The 19,347-nt window shown below is 58.3% G+C and carries 9 protein-coding genes; 7 read left to right on the top strand and 2 right to left on the bottom strand.

Annotation, left to right across the window (positions count from 1 at the left end; genetic code table 11):
- Positions 1–16 precede the first annotated feature (16 nt).
- On the top strand, positions 17–10,447 hold the full coding sequence (locus tag COHPA_RS0102360) for a non-ribosomal peptide synthetase (RefSeq protein ID WP_027084589.1): 10,431 nt from the start codon (positions 17–19) through the stop codon (positions 10,445–10,447).
- A gap of 321 nt (positions 10,448–10,768) precedes the next feature.
- Here the strand turns inward: COHPA_RS0102360 and COHPA_RS26395 are convergent, their stop codons facing one another.
- Both COHPA_RS26395 and COHPA_RS25410 read right to left on the bottom strand, forming a co-directional pair.
- On the bottom strand, positions 10,769–10,963 hold the full coding sequence (locus tag COHPA_RS26395) for a WG repeat-containing protein (protein ID WP_425393674.1): 195 nt from the start codon (positions 10,961–10,963) through the stop codon (positions 10,769–10,771).
- The gene (locus COHPA_RS25410) at positions 10,947–11,102 is read right to left on the bottom strand and encodes a hypothetical protein (protein ID WP_156926587.1); all 156 of its coding nucleotides are present in this window, start codon (positions 11,100–11,102) and stop codon (positions 10,947–10,949) included. Before COHPA_RS25410 ends, COHPA_RS26395 begins: the two co-directional genes overlap by 17 nt.
- Before the next feature lie 185 nt (positions 11,103–11,287).
- On the opposite strand from COHPA_RS25410, the gene COHPA_RS0102350 reads away from it, so the two are divergent.
- The 6 genes from COHPA_RS0102350 (at position 11,288) to COHPA_RS0102325 (ending at position 19,276) form a co-directional block, all read left to right on the top strand.
- Positions 11,288–12,235: a carbohydrate ABC transporter permease gene (locus COHPA_RS0102350; RefSeq protein ID WP_027084588.1), complete on the top strand. Its 948-nt coding sequence runs from the start codon at positions 11,288–11,290 to the stop codon at positions 12,233–12,235.
- A complete protein-coding gene (locus tag COHPA_RS0102345; RefSeq protein WP_027084587.1) occupies positions 12,232–13,065 on the top strand; it encodes a carbohydrate ABC transporter permease in 834 nt (277 codons plus the stop codon). Before COHPA_RS0102350 ends, COHPA_RS0102345 begins: the two co-directional genes overlap by 4 nt.
- 41 nt (positions 13,066–13,106) lie before the next feature.
- Positions 13,107–14,459, top strand: a complete 1,353-nt coding sequence (locus tag COHPA_RS0102340) for an ABC transporter substrate-binding protein (RefSeq protein ID WP_027084586.1) — start codon at positions 13,107–13,109, stop codon at positions 14,457–14,459.
- 146 nt (positions 14,460–14,605) lie between these two features.
- The gene (locus COHPA_RS0102335; protein WP_027084585.1) at positions 14,606–15,931 is read left to right on the top strand and encodes an extracellular solute-binding protein; all 1,326 of its coding nucleotides are present in this window, start codon (positions 14,606–14,608) and stop codon (positions 15,929–15,931) included.
- 20 nt (positions 15,932–15,951) lie between these two features.
- A complete protein-coding gene (locus tag COHPA_RS0102330; protein ID WP_027084584.1) occupies positions 15,952–17,724 on the top strand; it encodes a cache domain-containing sensor histidine kinase in 1,773 nt (590 codons plus the stop codon).
- Complete coding sequence (locus tag COHPA_RS0102325) at positions 17,702–19,276, top strand: response regulator transcription factor (RefSeq protein WP_027084583.1); 1,575 nt, start codon at positions 17,702–17,704, stop codon at positions 19,274–19,276. The genes COHPA_RS0102330 and COHPA_RS0102325 overlap by 23 nt, the downstream gene beginning before the upstream one ends.
- The last annotated feature ends 71 nt before the right edge of the window (positions 19,277–19,347 follow it).

Below are 19,347 nucleotides of genomic sequence, written 5' to 3'. Positions count from 1 at the left end.
AGGGAGGATGATGACGTTGGGAAACAACGCATGGTGGGAGGAAGAGAACTGGAGCGCCGAGCTTGAAGCGGCGCCGGAAACCGGTAGCAGCTTCGAAATCGAGGAGACGTCCAACCGCGACATCGCGATTATCGGCATGGCGGTCCGTCTGCCGAAAGCGGACGACGTCGACGCGTTCTGGGACAGGATCGCGGAAAGCTGCGACGCCATCGGTCCGTTCCCGGAAGCGCGCCGCGCCGACGCGGAAGCGCTGCTAGCCGGAACGAAGCTGCCTGACGGCGCGATCGCGTATTACGACGGCGCATATTTTGAGGAGATCGATAAATTCGACTGCCGGTTTTTCCGGTTGTCGCCGAAAGAAGCCGCGCTCATGAATCCGAATCAACGGCTGTGGCTCGAGACGGCTTGGAGCGCGATCGAAAATGCCGGATACGGCGGCCGTAAACTGAGCGGAAGCCGGACGGGGGTCTATCTGGGTTATAACGGCGACGCGTTCCACGATTACAAGCGGCTGATCGCCGAGAAGGATCCGGCGTCGCTGTCGCTGGCCATCCCCGGCAATTTGTCTTCGATCGTCGCCGGCCGTCTTTCGTATTTGCTCGACCTGCAAGGTCCCGCGATAACCGTCGATACCGCGTGTTCCTCGTCGCTCGCCGCTTTACATCTTGCCGTGCAAGCGCTTCGGGGCGGGGAATGCGAGACGGCGATCGTCGGGGGCGTGAAATCGTACTTGCTGCCTGTCGACTTAGGCATCCGGATCGGCATCGAATCGTCCGATTCCCGGGCGCGCACGTTCGACGACGCTTCGGACGGAACAGGCGGGGGAGAAGGCTCGGCGGCGGTATTGCTCAAGCCGCTCGGCCAGGCGCTTCGCGACCGCGACGCCATCTACGCCGTGATTAAAGGAACGGCGACGAACCAGGACGGAGCTTCCGTCGGGATTACCGCTCCGAACGTCCTAGCCCAGGAAGCGGTCATCGCGGGCGCTTGGCAAGACGCCGGGATCGATCCCGGGACGATCGGTTACGTCGAAGCGCACGGAACGGGCACGAAGTTGGGGGATCCGATCGAAATTGCCGGATTGACGCAAGCGTTCCGGCGGTATACGGATCGGTCGCAATTTTGCGCCGTCGGCTCGCTAAAGACGAATTTCGGTCATTTGGACACCGCGGCCGGGCTCGTCGGCTTGATTAAAGCGGCGATGGCGTTGAATCGGGGACAGGTGCCGCCGATGCTGCATTTTCGCGAACCGAACCGGGATATTTCGTTCGTCGATTCCCCGGTCTACGTCAGCGACATGCTGCGCCCGTGGGAGCGGGAAGGCGAAGCTCCCCGCAGGGCCGGCGTCAGCTCGTTCGGAATGAGCGGCACGAACGTGCATGCGGTGCTGGAAGAGGCGCCGCATGCCGAACCGGCCTACCGGGAAGACGTAGAATACCGCACGGAAGTACTAGCGTTATCGGCTAGAACCGAAGCGGCGTTAGGCGCGCTCATCGGACGCTACGCGCGGTTCCTTGAGCAATCGAACGGACGATCGGCGGACTTGCGCGACGTCTGTTACACCGCGAACACGGGGAGGGGACATTATGAATATCGGGCGGCCTTAACGGCGAGCTCGATCGACGAGCTTCAAGGCAAGCTGGCCCGTCTGGAGCAACGACTTCAGGCAACGGCGTCCGGCGATACCCAGACGGTCTGGAATCCGGAGCCCGGCGCGTGGGCGGGGCGAATTTCCGGAAGCGGCGAACGGGACCCGTGGTCTATCGAACGCCTTCGGTCCGCGAGTCCGGAAACGTTGTGCCGCGAATACGTCGAAGGGGGAAGCTTGGATTGGGCGGTCCTGTACGCTGATTCGGACCGCAGAACCATTCATTTGCCCTCGTACCCGTTCGAGCGGATCCGCTGCTGGGTCGAAGAGTCTCCGGCGTCCGCGCTGTACCGAATACCGGACAAATACGCCGGGGCTTTGGCGGCTCGCGAGCCCGCGAGCGAACGCGAATCCTCGTCGTCCGTGTCCCTAAGCGGAAGGGAAGACGCCGCGTATAGCGATACCGAGCGCTCCGTTGCCGAAGTCTGGGGGCGCGTGCTCGGATTAAAGTCGATCGGCGTTAACGACCATTATTACGAGATGGGCGGAGACTCGATCCTGGGACTGCAAATCTCGGGTTTGCTAAGCGCTCGGTTCGACTTCGAGGTCGGCGTCGCGGAGCTGATCCGGTATCCGACGGTAGCCGCTCTGGCCGACTATATCGATAGTTCGATTGCCCATGCGAATCCGCTCGAGCCGGTCGCGGACGCGCGATCCGCACCGGACACCGTCTTTGCGCTGTCCCGGTCCCAAGTCCGGTTATACTTGGCCGCGCAACAGCCGTGCGCAGACGTTCATCATCACATGACGCTTGCCTATACGGTAGATGGTCCGCTGGACGCGGATCGATTGCAGGCCGCTTTCGCAAGCCTCGCCGGTCGGCACGAAAGCTTGAGGACAACGTTCGAGTGGTCGGAGGAGGGCGAGCCGATTCAACGCGTCCATCCCGGGGCCGAACTGAAAGTGGATCGCGCGCAGCTCTCTTCCGAAGAAGAATGGCATTCGTTCGCGGCCGGATTCGTCCAGCCGTTCGACTTGACGCGTTTGCCGTTGTTGCGTATCGGCTTAGCTTCCGTATCGCCGGAACGCCATCTGCTCGTGCTCGATACCCATCATTTGATCGCGGACGGCGCTTCTCTCGCGCTGCTCCTGCAGGAGCTTACGGCGCTGTACGGCGATCGTCCGTTGCCGCTCAAACGTGCGGAATACCGGGATTACGTCCGGTTTCAGCGCGAGCGGATGGAGAGCGAAGCGATGCGTCGGATGCGCGCCTACTGGCTGGAAGACGCGCTCGCCGGACCGCTGCCGGAGCTTCGTCTGCCGCTCGATTTTTCGCGGCCGGCTTCGAAAATGCGGCAAGGCCGGCTATTCCGTTTTACGTTATCGGCAGCTAATACGGAGAAGCTTCACCAGTTGGCCAAGCGACGGCAGGCGTCGCTGCACACCGTGCTTTTCTCTCTCTATAGCCTGCTTATGCACCGTTATACCGGCCAAGAGGAGCTTATCGTCGGCTCGCTCGTGAACGGGAGGGCGCAGCGGGAGTACCGGGACGTCGTCGGCTTGTTCATGAATTTTCTCCCTATTCGGATTCGGATGACGGGAGAGGACACTTTCGCGGATCTGCTCGAAGAAACCGGAAGCCGCACGCTGCAGGCGTATGACAACGGCGAGTTCCCGTTCGACGAGATGATCGCGGGCAAGAACGCGGCTTCGAACCGTTCGCGCAACCCGCTGTACGACACGATGCTCGTGTTCCACAATCATGCGTCGGGCAGCGAGCGGTTCGATTCGGACGGTTTGCGGTTCGCTGAGCTTCCTCTTGAGCGGGAAACATCGGCGCTGGACGTGAAAATGGATCTGTTCCCCGGAGCGTCGGGCGAGCTTCGCGGCGTAATCGAATACGATACGGCGCTGTTCCGGGAAGAGACGATCGCCCGGATGGCGACGCATTTCGCGCGGTTGGCGGAGGCGGTGAGCGGCGAAGGGAATCCGCGGCTCGGAACGATCGAGCTGTTCGAACCCGGAGAAGAAGCCGAACTTGCCCGCAGAAGAATGCTGAACGACGGGGAAGCGCAGGTCTCGGGCCGGAAGCTTAGCGTGCGCATCGCTTCCACGTTCACGGCGGAGCCTGCGGCCAAACCGCTGAAGCAATGGCTTGCCAAGTTCGGTTATGCGCCGGAATTGACTTTCGCGCCGTATAACCAAATTTTTCAGTTTCTAACCGAGAACGCGACGGAACCGAGAGATTCGGCAACCGCTACCATCCTCCTCGTGCGCCCGGAAGACTGGTTATCTTCGCAAAGCGCAGACGCGGCGGACGCTCTTGCTAGATTGGAGGGCGATTTGGAGCGTCTGGCAGGAATGTTGAGTGACCGAGACGGTCAAGGACCGCATTTCGTCGCTTTGATGCCTTACGACGTTCATGGGCCTATAGCGGCAATGCCGGAGGAAACGACGCGGCGGGTTCGCGAACGGTGGACAGCCTCGTTAACCGGCGTTCCGCATGTCCACCTATTGGATTTCGCGGATACGGCGGTTCGTTACCGGGTTCGCGCAGTAGAAGATCCAATCGCTTTCGAGACGGGACGCATCCCGTATACGGAAAATTATTACGCCGCCGTCGGAACGGAAATCGCCCGCGCCTTGATCGGTTGGCACGGTCACCCGTTCAAGGTGATCGCCGTCGACGCGGATAACACGCTGTGGCGCGGCGTATGCGGAGAAGACGGACCGACGGGCGTCGTCGTCAGCGCTCCTTTCGAAGAATTGCAGCGACTCCTGCTGCGCAAACGGGCCGAAGGATTCCTGCTCGCCCTCTGCAGCAAAAACAACGAGGCCGACCTGTGGGAAACGTTCGAACGCAATTCCGGCATGGTGCTGCGCCAAGAACATTTCGCCGCCTGGCGCGTGAATTGGAACCCGAAACCCGGCAACGTTCGCGAATTGGCGGAAGAGCTGAACCTAGGCGCGGACAGCTTCATGTTCATTGACGACAACGCCGCGGAATGCCTGGCGATGATGGCCGAATGTCCGGAAGCGTTGACGTTGAAACTCCCGGAGGAAGCGGAGATTCAATCGTTCCTGGCGCATGTGTGGGCTTGGGACCGCTTCCGGGTCACGGACGAGGACCGCAGAAGGGCGGACGGTTATACGGCTGAAAGGCGGAGGCAAGCCGACGCCCGCTCGGGAGATGAACTTGGCGATTATTTGCGCAGCCTCGAACTCAAAGTAAGCCTGCGTCCGCTGATGCCGGACGAAACGGAACGGGCGGCGCAGTTGACGGCCCGGACGAACCAATTCAACCTGAACGGCGTCCGCCATTCGGAGGCCGAGATCAAGCGGATGATGCAAGAAGGCCGATCGCGGCAATGGATCGTAGAAGCAGCCGATCGATACGGCGAGTACGGCAGGATCGGATACATCGCCGCGGAAGCGCGCGGTTCAGCCCTCGCGATCCATTCGTTCTTGCTTAGCTGCCGCGTGTTGGGACGAGGGGTGGAGCAGGCCGTATTGGCCGGATTGAAGCGTTGCGCGCAGGAGAACGAATTCGCGGAGTTGCGGGCGGAGTTCCGCCGAACCGCCAAAAACAAACCGTTCGAGCAATTTCTCGCGGATACCGGTTGGATGCCGGTAACGGGGGAGACGCCTGCGGAAAACCGGGACGTAACGTTCGCCGTTCCGATCTCGCGCGTGGAGGAAGTACCCGCGCACGTCGAATACGTCGAAGGCGTTCGACTTGCCGCGGAAGAAGCGCTTGAGGAGACGGCTGCGACGAAGACGGAACGGGAAGGTCTCTCTTGGTTTTCGCCGCACGCATGGACGGCGGATAAAGACGAAGCTGCGGACGCGCAGGAACCTTATCGCTGGGTGCTCCCGTCCGTCCGCGAAGAGTCGTTGGCGCATGGCGCTTACCTGCTGCCGCTACGATATCCCGACGCTACGGATATCGCGGACCTTGCAGTCGAATGGCAAGAGTCCAGAGCCGCAGGGACGGGTTTGCCTTACGCCGCTCCCGTCGGAGAGACGGAGAACGCGCTGTCAGGACTGTGGGAGCGGATACTGGGCGGCGGACCGTACGGGCGCAACGATCATTTCTTCGATGCCGGCGGAGATTCTTTGCAGGCTGCAACGCTCGTCTCCCATATCGCGCGGACTTTCGGCGTACGGGTAACGCTGATCGATTTGTTCGACCATCCTCGTCTTTCCCATATGGCGGAGCTGTTAGCCGGACGGGGAGAGACCGGAAACGCGAACGCCGTCCTGATTCCGAGAGCGCCGGAGGCCGAGCTGTACCCGGTATCTCCGGCGCAGCGCCGGATGTATTTCCTGCAGCAATTCGACCCGGCGGGCACCGCTTATCAAATCCCGACGGTGCTGCGGCTAACCGGCGCGCTCGACCTCGACAGGATGAGGCAGGCGTTCCGCCGGCTCGCGGAGCGGCACGAGGCGCTGCGCACGACCTTCGAGTTGCATGAAGGGGAGCCTTGCCAGCGGATTCATCCGGAATCCGTCGTTGACTGGACGGAAGCCGAAGTTGCGGAAGGAGAAGCGCTGAACGAGGCCGTACGCGCCTTCGTTAAGCCGTTCGAGCTGCGCCATGCGCCGCTGTTCCGCCTCGGCCTGTTCCGTCAGACGGAAGGACGGCATACGCTCGTATTCGATATCCACCACATTGTCGCCGACGGGGTATCGGTGAACGTGCTCGTTCGCGATTTTATCCGGCTGTACGACGGAGAAGAGCTGCCGCCGCTTGCGCTCCACTATCGGGATTATGCCGTCTGGCAGCAGTCGACCGAGCAGAAAGCCCGGATCGAGGAGCAACTAGGCTGGTGGATGTCGCGGCTTGCGGGGCCGATTCCGAAGCTCGAGCTCCATGGCGACGCCTCTCGTCCCGCCGTCAAATCCACGGCCGGTTCGCAAATCGTCCTTCATCTGGACAAGGAGCATACCTCGGAATTGAACCGTCTGGCGCAACGTACCGGAGCAACGTTGTTCATGCTGCTGCTGTCCGCCTACGCGGCCTGGCTCGCGAAGCTGTCCCGGCAGCCGGAAGTCGTGATCGGGACGCCGGTGGCAGGCAGGACGAACCCCGACACGGAGAATATGGTCGGCGTGTTCGTGAACGCGCTGCCGATCCGAATATCGGCGTCGCCGAACCAGCCATTCCCGGTCTTATTGGAAACGGTCAAGGAAGAAATTCTCGGCGCGCTCGACCGGCAAGACGCGCCGTTCGAAGATTTGGTCGAACGCCTGCAGCCGACGCGCGATTTAACCCGTAACCCGCTGTTCGACGCGATGTTCTCGATGCTGAACATGGCGCATGCCGATCTGTCCGCGCCGGGAATTACAGTCGAACCGGCGGCGTTCGATTTCGGAGTGTCGCAGTTCGATATCGGCTTGTACGTGGTGGAGGACCATACAGGACTTACCGTAACGGTACAATACGCTTCCGAGATTTACGGCGAGAAGACGATGCGGCACTGGACGAATGCGTTGCGGACGCTTCTGCTGGACGTCGTTCGGAAGCCGGACGCTGCCTTGGGCGAGATGGAGCTGCTAACGGGCGGGGAACGGCAGCAGGTCGTGGAGTCGTTCAACGATACGCGAGCGTCGTACCCGGATACGCTTACGCTTCAGGAGATGTTCATCAGGCAATCCGAACGGACGCCGGAGCGGTTCGCCGCCGCGTTCGCGGACGAGAGACTGACTTACCGCGAGTTGGACGCGCGCGCCGACCGGATCGCGCGGCGGTTGCTGGAGGCGGGCCTTGCTCCTGAAGAGCCGGTCGGCCTTATGGCCGAGCGGTCGGTTGCCATGATCGCCGGTATGCTCGGCATTTTAAAAGCCGGAGGAGCTTACGTGCCGCTGCCGCCCGATTTTCCGGCCGACAGACTTCGCTTTATGGCGGAGGATTGCGGTCTGCGCATCGTGCTGTCGCAGCACGGCTGGCTGGACGTCGCCGTACGGGCGGCTCCGGAAGCGTTGACGATCGACTTGGACGAATCGATGCCGTTAACCGTCGCAACGACGATTACCGATTCGCCGCTGCCCGAGGGATCGGCGGAACAGCTCGCTTACATCCTGTACACCTCCGGTTCGACCGGGCGACCGAAGGGCGTTATGATCCGCCACCGGTCGGTCGTCAACCGGTTGAACTGGATGCAGAAGGCGTATCCGTTGCAAGCGGATGACGTCATCCTGCAGAAGACGCCTTACAGCTTCGACGTGTCGGTGTGGGAGCTGTTTTGGTGGGCGATGGCGGGCGCGTCGGTCGCTTTCCTTGAACCGGGCGCGGAGAAAGACCCGTCTCGTCTGATCGAGGCGATCGGACGCCATCGGGCGACGACGATGCATTTCGTCCCGTCGATGCTGGCGGCGTTCCTCGAAGCGGCGCAAGCCGAGCCTCGCGAACGGTTGCGGGAGCAACTCGGATCGCTGCGGCGCGTGTTCGCCAGCGGCGAAGCGCTTCAGCGCGCCCACGTCGACCGGTTCTACGCGCTGATGCGGGAGCTCGGACTGGCGCACGTCAAGCTCGTGAACTTGTACGGCCCGACGGAAGCGACGGTGGACGTGTCGGTGCACGAATGCGAGGCGGACAGCCCGCTGGATTTCGTGCCGATCGGCAAGCCTATCGACAACACGTCGTTGTACGTCGTAAGCCCCGAAGGACTGGCGCAGCCCGTCGGGGTGCCCGGCGAATTGTGCATCGGCGGCGTTCAATTAGCCAAGGGCTACGTGAACCGGCCGGACCTGACGGCGGAGAAGTTCGTACCGAATCCGTTCATCCCCGGCGATCTCATGTACCGTACGGGAGACCTGGCCCGTTGGATGGAAGACGGGCAAGTGCAATATCTCGGTCGCATCGACGACCAAGTGAAAATACGCGGTTATCGGATCGAACTCGGCGAGATCGAGCGAACGCTGCTGCTGCACGAAGCGGTATCGGAAGCCGCGGCGGCGGTGCGGGACGACGGCTCGGGAGGCAAGCGGATTTGCGGTTACGTGGTGGCGGACCGCGCCTTGACGAGCGGAGAGCTCAGACGGCATTGCGCCGAGCGGTTGCCGGATTACATGATCCCGGCGGCGTTCGCTCAGCTTGAAGCGATGCCGCTGACGGCAAGCGGGAAAGCCGACCGCAAGGCGTTGCCGGAGCCGGAAGGGACGATGGAAACCGGAACGGCCTATGCCGCGCCCGAAAGCGAGACGGAGCGCAAGCTGGCCGCGTTGTGGGCGGAGCTGTTGCAACGAGAGCGGATCGGCGCGAACGACGACTTCTTCGAGCTCGGCGGCCACTCGCTCAAAGCGGCCGCGTTGGCCGCTCGCATCGAGACGGAGTTCGGCGCGCGGCTGCCGTTGAAGGACTTCTTCACGCATCCTACGGTTGCGCAGTTAGCCGTGCTTCTGACAGCCGGGACGGCGCAAGCCGCGCACGAGCCGATCCCTCCGGCGCCAGTGAAACCGCATTATCCCGTCTCCTCGACGCAGAAGCAAATGCTCGTTCACGAAAGGCGCAATCCCGGCACATTGTCTTACCACATGCCCGCGATTCTCGTCATTAACGGCAAACTTGACGAACGACGGCTTCAATCCGCCTTGCTGCTGCTGACGGAACGCCACGAGGCGCTTCGGACTTCGTTCGGCCAAGCGGAGGGACGAATGGTTCAACGCATCCACGACCAGGTGGATATCGTATTCGAGCGGATCGAACCGGCGGCGTTCTTCGCGAACGACGATGCCGACGAGGCGCAGGCGGCTTGCCGCTGGCTGAAGCCGTTCGACCTGGCGTTGCCGCCGTTATTCCGCACGGCGATCGTTCCGCTATCGGAGGACCGGCATCTGTTCCTGTTCGATATCCACCATCTCATATCGGACGGAATGACGAACGCGATCCTGATTTCCGACCTCGCCGCCTTGTACGACGGACAGACGTTGCCAGCAATCCCGGCGCAATTCAAAGATTACAGCGAATGGTTGGCGGACCGGTCGGCGGGCGATGAGAAGGAACGGCAATTCCGCTATTGGTTGAACCGATTCTCGGACGGCGTGCCGGCGCTTGAATTGCCCGTTGATGAAGAGCGGGCGGTGCTTGCCGATCCGCAGGCGCGGGATGAAGCCGGTCAATACGTGTTCCAAGTCCCTAAGGAGATGACGGAGCGGATCGGGCAGCTTGCCCGACGATCCGGCGCCACGCTCTCGATGGCGCTCCTCGCCGCCTACCAGGCATTGCTAGGCTACTGGTCGGGAGCCGAGGACGTCGTTACGGGCGTGCCCGCAGCCGGACGCTCTCATCCGGACCTGGACCGAACGGCCGGATTACTGTTACAGACGTTCGCGATTCGCAACCGGCCGGAACGTTCGCGTTCCTTCGAGAGCTGGCTCGCGGAAGTGAAGGGAAGCTTGCTTGAGGCGTTCGACCATTCATGGTTGCCGATGGACGAGCTGATCGAAAGGCTCGACGAGCAAAACCGAATCCGTTGGGACGCCACCCGACACCCGTTGTTCGACACGATGTTCGTTATGAACAATTTCGAGCAACCGCGTTCAGGAGGCGGAGAGATCGGCTGGGAAACGCTGGAGTGGCCGGTAATGGCAGCGAAGACGGATTTGGTTCTGCAAGCGGAGGAAAGGGACGGCGACCTGCGATTGGTACTCGAATACCGCAGTCGTCTGTTCCGGAAAGACACCGTCAAACAAATGGCCGACGCGCTGCTTGCGTTGCTCGAACAAGCCGCGGACAACCCCGGCGCAAGCTTGGAGACCCTTACCGGCGGTTCGAACGGTCCGCAACGGACCGACGAATGGCAGGAAGAAGTTCCCGCGGGAAGCGGAGGCTCGTTCGACTCCGGATTCTCGTTCTGATCGTTCAACTGCACCCCGAAGGTTAGACTCTTTCTAACCGATCGGAGGTGCAGTTTTTTATATGAGCTCATAGATTATTTAACTCCATTAACTATTGAGATTGCTGGTTTTTCTTCCCGGATCACCGGCGACATAAAGGTTAGAGTGAAAAAAGTCCGAATGCCAACGCAGCGTCATCGCTCGGCACTAACTGCATGAAATACAGGCATTCCAATGGATGGGACCCACCTTGACCTGTGAACGGTACGAAATGCAGTTATTTGGTGGAAAAGGAGAGTTCCGATGGTTTCGGCGATAATGAAATGTATTCAGCGCAGTTATTCAGTAGATAAATGACGATATTGTGATAACTAACGGTACTCCATGCAGGTGAGACGGAAATCCGTTGTAAGTTCTGTAGCTTATAGTCTTGGCATAATGGAAGTATCGAGCAACCATAACCCAGTCTAACCCGTCATGGAAATCGCCGGCATGTTTGAACTGCGGTTTGATTGCCCAATTACCTTTGGAATCCAAGTATAGTGTCGATCATGCCGTAACGTATGGTGCCGTTGGCCATTCGATCGCCGATCACCGCGAACTCGCCTGCAAAATCCTCGATATACAAACACGAAGCTCTGAACACCACTTCGCCTTTCACGTTCATGTTAATCATGGTCGCATCCTCTCGAAGCAAGTTAATTGATGACAATGATTTTAGCTTTTTCCTTCCTGTAAATCGAAACAAATCTTGATTTCTTCCCCCCTACGCACTTGATTTGTCACCTGTTCGCCCCGGACCGGGCGCCCGTATAGTTAGTACAGGAATAACGCAACAGGGCAAGGGAGGGAGCGCGATGCATGAATACCAAAGTCGCTACAACAAGTACTAGAAGGACCCTATTCCGTATTAGTCGCAAAAGCGGCGAATCCAACCTTCACGGCTATTTATTCATTTCGCCGTGGCTGATCGGGTTTCTGCTGCTCACGCTGTGGCCGATCGCCCAATCGTTCTATCTGTCGTTTACGGATTACTCGCTGCTCGCAAGTCCGGTATGGACGGGCATGGACAACTATAAGCGGATGTTTTTCGACGACGCGGATTTCGTTCAGTCGCTGAAGGTCACCTTTACGTTCGTCCTCGTATCCGTACCGCTTAAGCTATTCTTCTCGCTCATGGTTGCCCAGCTGCTGAGCAAAAGCATGAAGGGAATGAGCTTGTACCGGACGATGGTTTATTTTCCGTCGCTGATCGGGGGCAGCATCGCGGTCTCCATCCTGTGGCGGAATATGTTCGGCGTAGACGGCTACATCAACAAAGTGCTGGCCGTATTCGGCATCGAAGGGCGAGGGTGGATATCCGATCCCGACAGCGCGCTCTGGACGCTCATTCTTCTGAACGTCTGGCAATTCGGCTCGACGATGGTCATCTTCCTCGCCGGACTGAAGCAAATTCCGCAGGAGCTGTACGAGTCCGCATCGGTGGACGGAGCGGCCCGCTGGCGCAAATTCTATCACATTACGCTGCCGATGCTGTCGCCGGTCATGTTCTTCAACCTCGTTCTCGGCGTGATCGGATCGTTCCAAATGTTCACCGCGGCGCTCATCGTAACGAGAGGCGGACCGATGCACGCGACGTATACGTACGCTTTGTTCCTGTTCGAGAAAGCGTTCAAGCATTTTCAAATGGGCTATGCGTCGGCTTTGGCTTGGGTGCTGCTTTTGATGGTCGCGCTCATTACGGTGCTTAACTTCTATGTATCGAGATTCTGGGTGTTCTATGAAACGGATGGAGGGGGAAGGAAATGAACGCGCTTCGCCCTCGATGGTCCCGACATCTGGCTCTGATCGTATTCTCGTTGCTCATGGTCTATCCGATCATCTGGTGGCTGGGAGCATCCTTGAAGACGGCTCCGGAGATGAACCTGCCGACGATCTGGCCTTCCACGCCGATCTGGGAGAACTACTCCGCGGGCTGGGATTTCTCGCCGTCGCCGCATACGTTCGCGCATTTCTACGCCAACACGCTGCTCATGGAAGTCGGCAACGTAATCGGCGGCGTCGTGACGGCCGCGATCGTCGCATTCGGTTTCGCTCGGCTGAAGTTCAAGTTTCGGGGCTTCTGGTTTTCCATTCTGCTTATGACTTTGATGCTGCCGGGACAAGTGACGATCGTGCCGCAGTATATCTTGTTCAACCGATTCGAATTCACCGACAGCTACGTTCCGCTCATCCTGCCGCACTTTTTCGGCGGAGGCGCATTCTTCATCTTCCTGTTAGTCCAATTCATTCGCGGCATACCGAAGGATTTGGACGAAGCGGCAACGATCGACGGAGCGTCGGTGTACGGTATTTTCCTAAGAATCATCTTTCCGCTCATTAAACCCGCTCTCGTGACGGTCGCGATATTCACCTTCATCTGGAGCTGGGACGACTTCTTCTCGCAAGTTCTGTACTTGAGCTCGGTCGATAAATTCACCGTCGGTCTAGCGTTGCGGATGTACATCGATCAGTTCGAGGTTCAATGGGGTCAGATGCTCGCCATGGCGCTTCTGTCCGTCCTGCCGTCAGCGGTCATATTCTTCCTCGCGCAGAAACATTTCGTCGAGGGGATTGCAACTACAGGCATCAAAGGTTAGCGTCGTACGATTGTCCATTAGCGAAAGGGGAAAAGAAAACAATGAAACGAATTCGGTTCAAAGGTTTAGGCATCCTGTCGATCGCCCTGATGGTTGTATTGAGCGCATGCGGAGGCAACAACAACAATAACAAGGCGAGCGAAAGCTCCGCGCCAGCCTCTAGCAGCACGCCTAAGGCAAGCGAATCCGCATCGCCTTCCGCAGACGCCAAGCCCGTGGAGCTCAGCATCATGTGGTGGGGGCCTGACGCCCGCCATGAAGCGACGCTCAAAGCGCTCGATATTTACTCCCAGCAACACCCCGGCGCGAAATTCAAGCCTGAATATCTCGCATGGGATGCTTTCTGGCAGAAGCTGCCGACGCTAGCCGCGTCCAAGTCGATGACGGACGTGCTGCAGATGGACGCCGCGTATATCCAAGAATACGTGTCCAAAGGACTGCTCGAAGACTTGTCCGATATCGATCTGACCGGTCTCGTAGATCCAGCGGTGGTCGAGAACCTGAAGATCGACGGCAAGCTTTACGGCATTCCGCTCAGCCAGAACGCGCAGGGCGTCGCTTTCAACAAAGCGGAGCTGGAAGCTGCCGGCGTCGATCTTCCGCAGAAGGATTGGACGTGGGACCAGTACTTCGAATGGGGCAAGAGCGCGAAAGCGAAGCTCCCCGAAGGCAAGTACGCCGTCAACGATACGTCCAACCTGTGGGACTGGTATCAGTGGTATCAGACCGGCAACGGCGGTAAACCGCTCATGACGGACGGAGGCAAGACGTTTAACTTCGACAAGGATCTGTTCGTCAAATACCATAGCGCGCTAGCCGATCTTAGAGCGGCGAAGGCCGTTCCTCCGGCCGATCAGCAGACGGCATTCCTGGAGAACGATCCGGCGGGGGATCCAATGGCCTCCGGCGTCGTGATGACTCGCGGCGCAACGACGGGTTCCGTCGGAGCGCTTGAACAACTGATGCCGGGCAAAGTCGACGTCGTTAATATTCCGGTCGGTTCCGCCGGCGGCGGATGGGCGCAGTCTACGATCTTCCTGTCCGTCAGCACGCATTCGAAGTACAAGGATCAAGCCAAAGCGTTCGTCGAATGGTTCATCACGGACCCACAAGCCGGCGAAGCGCTCGGATTGACGCGCGGTATTCCGATCAATCCCGAGATCTACAAGGCGCTGGAGCCTACGCTCGAGCAGAAGGATAAACTCGGCAAGAAAGTTTACGATATCTCCGTAGACAAAGCGCTGCCGTTCTATCCGATCGCTGCCGGTTACACGGAATGGGTGGACACTTACAAAGCGACGATGGAAGGCGTCATGTTCGGCAAAACGAGCATAGAGGACGCGTACGATAAGCTGAACAAGCTCGGTCAGGATATCGCGGCCAAAACGAAATAATCTATCCATCCGATAAGGGGAGCGCCTGGTTTCGATCCGGAAACAGGCGTCTCTCCGTCTTTGGATAAAGTCAATCTACCAAGTTGAGGTAAAAATAGTTTATGCTAGAGACAAAGGATTGAGAGAGGGAAACGGGAGGGTCGCGGATGAGAACGGTCGGAATTGCATTCCTCGCCATGCTTCTGCTCGCCGCGACGGTAACCGGCTGCGGAATCGGGCCGCGGATCAGCGAGACGGAAGCCTTGGACAAATCGGATGACCGAATCACGTTGACGATCATGCATAACTGGACGATCCAAGACGGCAAGGCCATCGCCTACCGCCGGATTATGGATGAATTCAGAAGGTCGCACCCGAACGTCGTTCTTGAGGAAGCGGGCCTGGCGACGGACGGCCTCAAATCCAAAATCCGCACGCTCGCTGCGGCGGACGAGATGCCGGACTTGTTCGTCATGTGGCCTTATGCGATGACCGGCGATTTCGTGCGCGGAGATTTGATCCAGCCGATCGACGATTTCCTGAACAGCCGCCCGGAATGGAAGAACGGCTTCATCCCGCACGCCTTCGACGACTTTACGGTAGACGGCCGCATCTATACGGTGCCGATGAACCTGGCGCCTACTTCGCTTATTTACTATAACCAGGAGCTATTCGACCGTTATGCGCTCAAAGTGCCGACGACATGGGATGAACTGCTGACGGCCGTCGAAGCGTTCAATCGCCACGGGATCATTCCGATCGCGCTCGGCAACAAAGCCAATTGGGTGGCCCAATCGACCATTTTCAGCACGATCGCGAACCGGGTGACCGGTACGGAATGGTTCCTTAATGCCGTTAATCAAACGGGAGCGTCCTTCGAGGACCCCGTGTTCATCGATGCGCTTTCGAGAATACAGCAGTTGGCGCAAGCTCATGCCTTTCAAACGGGCTTTAACAGCATCGACGACAATCAGATGATGCAGCTGTACATCGACGGAAAAGCGGCCATGTTCATTAATGGCGGCTGGGCCGTATCCAATATCGTGAACAACGCGCCGAAAGAGGTGCTCGATCATACGCATGTCACGATCTTGCCGCCGATCGAAGGGGGCAAAGGCGAAGCGAGATCGACGTCCGGCGTCGTCGGCACGGGGCTTGGCGTCAATAAGAAGCTGACCGGAGCGAAGAAGGAAGCCGCGCTCGACCTTCTGTACGCCTTATCCGGACCCGAGGGACAGAAGGCGACGCTCGATAGCAGCACGCTCGTCAGCTACAATATCGAGCCTGATCCGGCTATCGCGCATCCTTTGTTTATCGAACTCAATCAATTGATCGCCGGTCTGCAAATCCATCCGGTGTACGACATATCGCTGAGCTCGGCCGCCGCGGAAGTCGTGAACAACGGCATTCAGGAGCTGCTGTCGGGCGGCAGTCCGGAAGCGATAGCCCGCAAAATCCAGAGAGCGCAAGCCGCGGCCGTAAACAACGGATAACGACACCGGGGGACCAGACTATGAAGAAGTGGATCGGGTATTCGCTCAGACGCAAGCTGTCGCTCATCATCTTGATTTCCACGCTCCTTCCTTTGCTGTCGTTCGGGGCATTCACGTATTTGATCTCCTCGAGAATAACGGAAGAGAAGACGAAGCAATCGGGCATAGACACGCTTGAGCAGATGGAAGGCAAGATGAGCTTCATCGTTAGCGACATCGAGAATATATCCCTCATTCTGATCGGCCATCGCGATATCCAGCAATACTTGAGCCATTCCGTAGAAGACGAGCAGACGAGAACCCGAGTGCTCGAATTCATCATGAATTTGTCCAGCTCGAAGCCGTATATCTCGAACATTACGATCTATCCCGGGAAGTTCCAAACCGCTCCGCTGTCGAATTCGACCGTCTATGCCTCCAATATGGGCGAACTAGTCGATCTCTACCAAGTCAAAGAGAAGACGTGGACCGGCTTATACAAAATTACGAACTTTTCCGGCGAACGACAGGTGATCTCCTTCATTCGTCCGCTTCGCAGCGTATTTACTTACGAGAACCTAGGTTGGCTGGTCATCAGCGTCGACGAGCCCGTCATCTCCGAATACTGGTCCGAGCCGAGTCTCGGCGAAGGCGGAGAAGTGGCGTTGCTGAACGAGAGCGGCGTCGTGCTGTCGTCCACCGAGAAAAGTTGGCTCTCCCGGCCGTTCGACGATCTATTCCCAGGGGTAACGCAACGGATGATGAACAGATCCCACGGCGAAACCGTCTTCGGAGCAGGGCGAGAGAAAAGAACCGTGCTCTATTACCGTCAGCCCTCCACCGGATGGACGTTCGCCGGAACGATTCCTTACGATTTATACAGCTCCCAGAACCGCTACATTCTTCAATTGACCGCGATTGCCGTCCTCGTCATGATCGTCATTACGGGATGTCTCGTTCTTTTCGTCATCCGAAGAGTCACGAATCCGCTTACGATTCTTACAAGGTTGCTGACGAAGGTGAATCCGAACGGCCCGATGCCGCTTTATCACGCCTCGTCCCGAGATGAAATCGGGCGGTTAGGGGAGAGCTACAATATGCTCGGAATGCATATCGAACAACTGAAGCGGCAATTGATCCGCGACGAGACCCGCAAGAAGGAAGCCGACATGCGCGCTTTGCAGGCGCAGATCAATCCGCATTTTCTATACAACACGTTGTCTTCCATTCACTGGATGGCTTTGATGGCCGACAAGAAGCGCATCGCGGACATGGTAGGAGCGCTGAGCGACTTCCTGCAGTTCAGTCTGAATAAGGGCAACGACTACTGCGCGGTTCAGCAAGAGCTCGCCCACATCCGCAACTATGTCGACATTCAATCCATCCGGTTTCCGGATAAATTCGAAGTCGACTACGTCATCGATCCCGGCGTTCATGACCGCATGATGCTGAAGCTGCTCCTGCAGCCGTTGTTGGAAAATTCCATGATTCACGGGGTACAGAAGAAAGCCGGCAAAGGAAAGATCGCGGTATGCATCCATCAGGAAGGCGGAAGACTGCACTTTCTCGTCGTCGATGACGGTGTCGGGATGACCGAAGAACGTCTAGCTCAAGTAATGGATAACCTGGACCGGCACGATTTGGCTCCCGGACCCGATGCCAGCTACGGGCTTCGCAACGTGAACGAAAGACTGCGTCTCCACTATGGCCAAGACGCTTGTCTGGTTATCGAAAGCAAACCGAACGCAGGCACCCGAATCTCTTTTTCCATACCTGGTTTGGAGGAATCCTATGAAAATCATGATCGCGGATGACGAGGTTATCATACGGACAGGGTTGGCGGAAGTGATCAAATGGCAAGAACTCGGGCTTGAGCTTCTTCCTCCGGCCGAGTCGGCGGAAGAGGCGCTCGGAAGGATCGGCCAAGAGCGGCCGGACATCCTGCTCACCGATATCCGGATGACCGGCAGAACGGGACTGGAGCTGGCCGAAGAAGCGCGGGCGACGCTCCCGAATTTGGAAGTGATCATCCTGACCGGCTATGACGACTTTCACTATGTGCAGCAAGCGTTGCGCCAGCAAGTAAGCGATTATTTGCTCAAGACGTCCAGGCCGGAGGAGATCATCCGTACCGTACTGAAGGCGAAACAGCGCGTGGAAGAACGGAAGGAATCGCAAAGCCGGGACGTCGTCAGGTATCGGGAAGAGAGAAGCCGCCGATTCGTTCGTTGGATCGTGGAAGGAGCAACCGATCACGAAGGCGACGCCAAATATATGGACTCCGTTTTTATGGAGATCGAGGCGAAGGCAGACGCAAGCGGAGGCTGGCAGACGGTACTCATCCTGACGGAAGGCTGGGGGAAATTCGAAGGAGAACGGGATTTGCTGAGGTTCGCGGTAGACAATATGATCGGCGATTTGCTGCCGTGCGTGAGCATCGTGCATCAACAATCGATTATCGTCGCTTTGCCTGCCGCTAAGGATGAGGTGGGCAAGCAGCTGCGACGCTCGATCTACGGCAAGATCGAACATCTGCTCAAATGCAAGCTAACGGTGGTAGGCGGAAAAGCCGTCCGCGACTGGAGCTCGCTGCACGATTCCTGGCTGACGGCGGTCGAAGCCGGACAGTACAAGATCCTGCTATCGCAAGCCCAATGGGAATATGCGGATATCGCCCGCCGCAAAGGCGGCAAGACGGTGTGCTCGATCGACGAAGAGAAGGAGCTCAGCGCCATCTTGATGGACGACGACCCGATTCGCTTGAAAGCTTGGGTCGTAAGACTCCTTCGGGAGTTGCGGGAAGACCCGGAGGTTACGCCGGTATCTCTGGAAGCTTCCGTGCGGTCGGCCGCCATTGCGGCTCACCGTTGGCTTGAACGGGTTTTGCACGCGACGGGCAAGAACGGAGCATTGGAGGAACCGCTGGCTCCGTTCCTTATGGATGCCGCGGTAATTCCCGAGGATCAATTGTTCCAGCATTTGTACGGCATCATGAAGCTTTACCATCATCGGATAGCCGATGGAAGAAGATCGCACGTACAGAAGGCGATCGCTTATATCGAAGAGAATTGGGGACTGAATCTCGGCCTGCAGCAGGTAGCGGATTACGTTCATCTTCATCCGAATCACCTCAGCGATCTGTTCAAGAGAGAGACGGGAGTCAAGTTCATGGACTTCGTGACCCGCAAGAAGATGCAGCGCGCGTCCGAACTTCTCGCCTCGTCGCCCGCCAAGGTGAGCGAAGTGGCCGCCATGGTCGGCTACGAGGACACGAAGTATTTCGGCCAAATGTTCAAGAAGCACACCGGGCGAACGCCTAGCGAATACAGGGAAGCGCAGATGGCCAACAAGGGGAAGTCGCGTTAGACGCGGCTTCCCTTTATTGTAAAGACGGTATTTGACAGGACACCATTCGGTGTCGTAATATAAATACGCCA

It is taken from the genome of Cohnella panacarvi Gsoil 349 (genome assembly GCF_000515335.1).
GTDB classification, from domain to species: domain Bacteria; phylum Bacillota; class Bacilli; order Paenibacillales; family Paenibacillaceae; genus Cohnella; species Cohnella panacarvi.
This window is presented reverse-complemented; position numbering and strand designations above follow the sequence as displayed.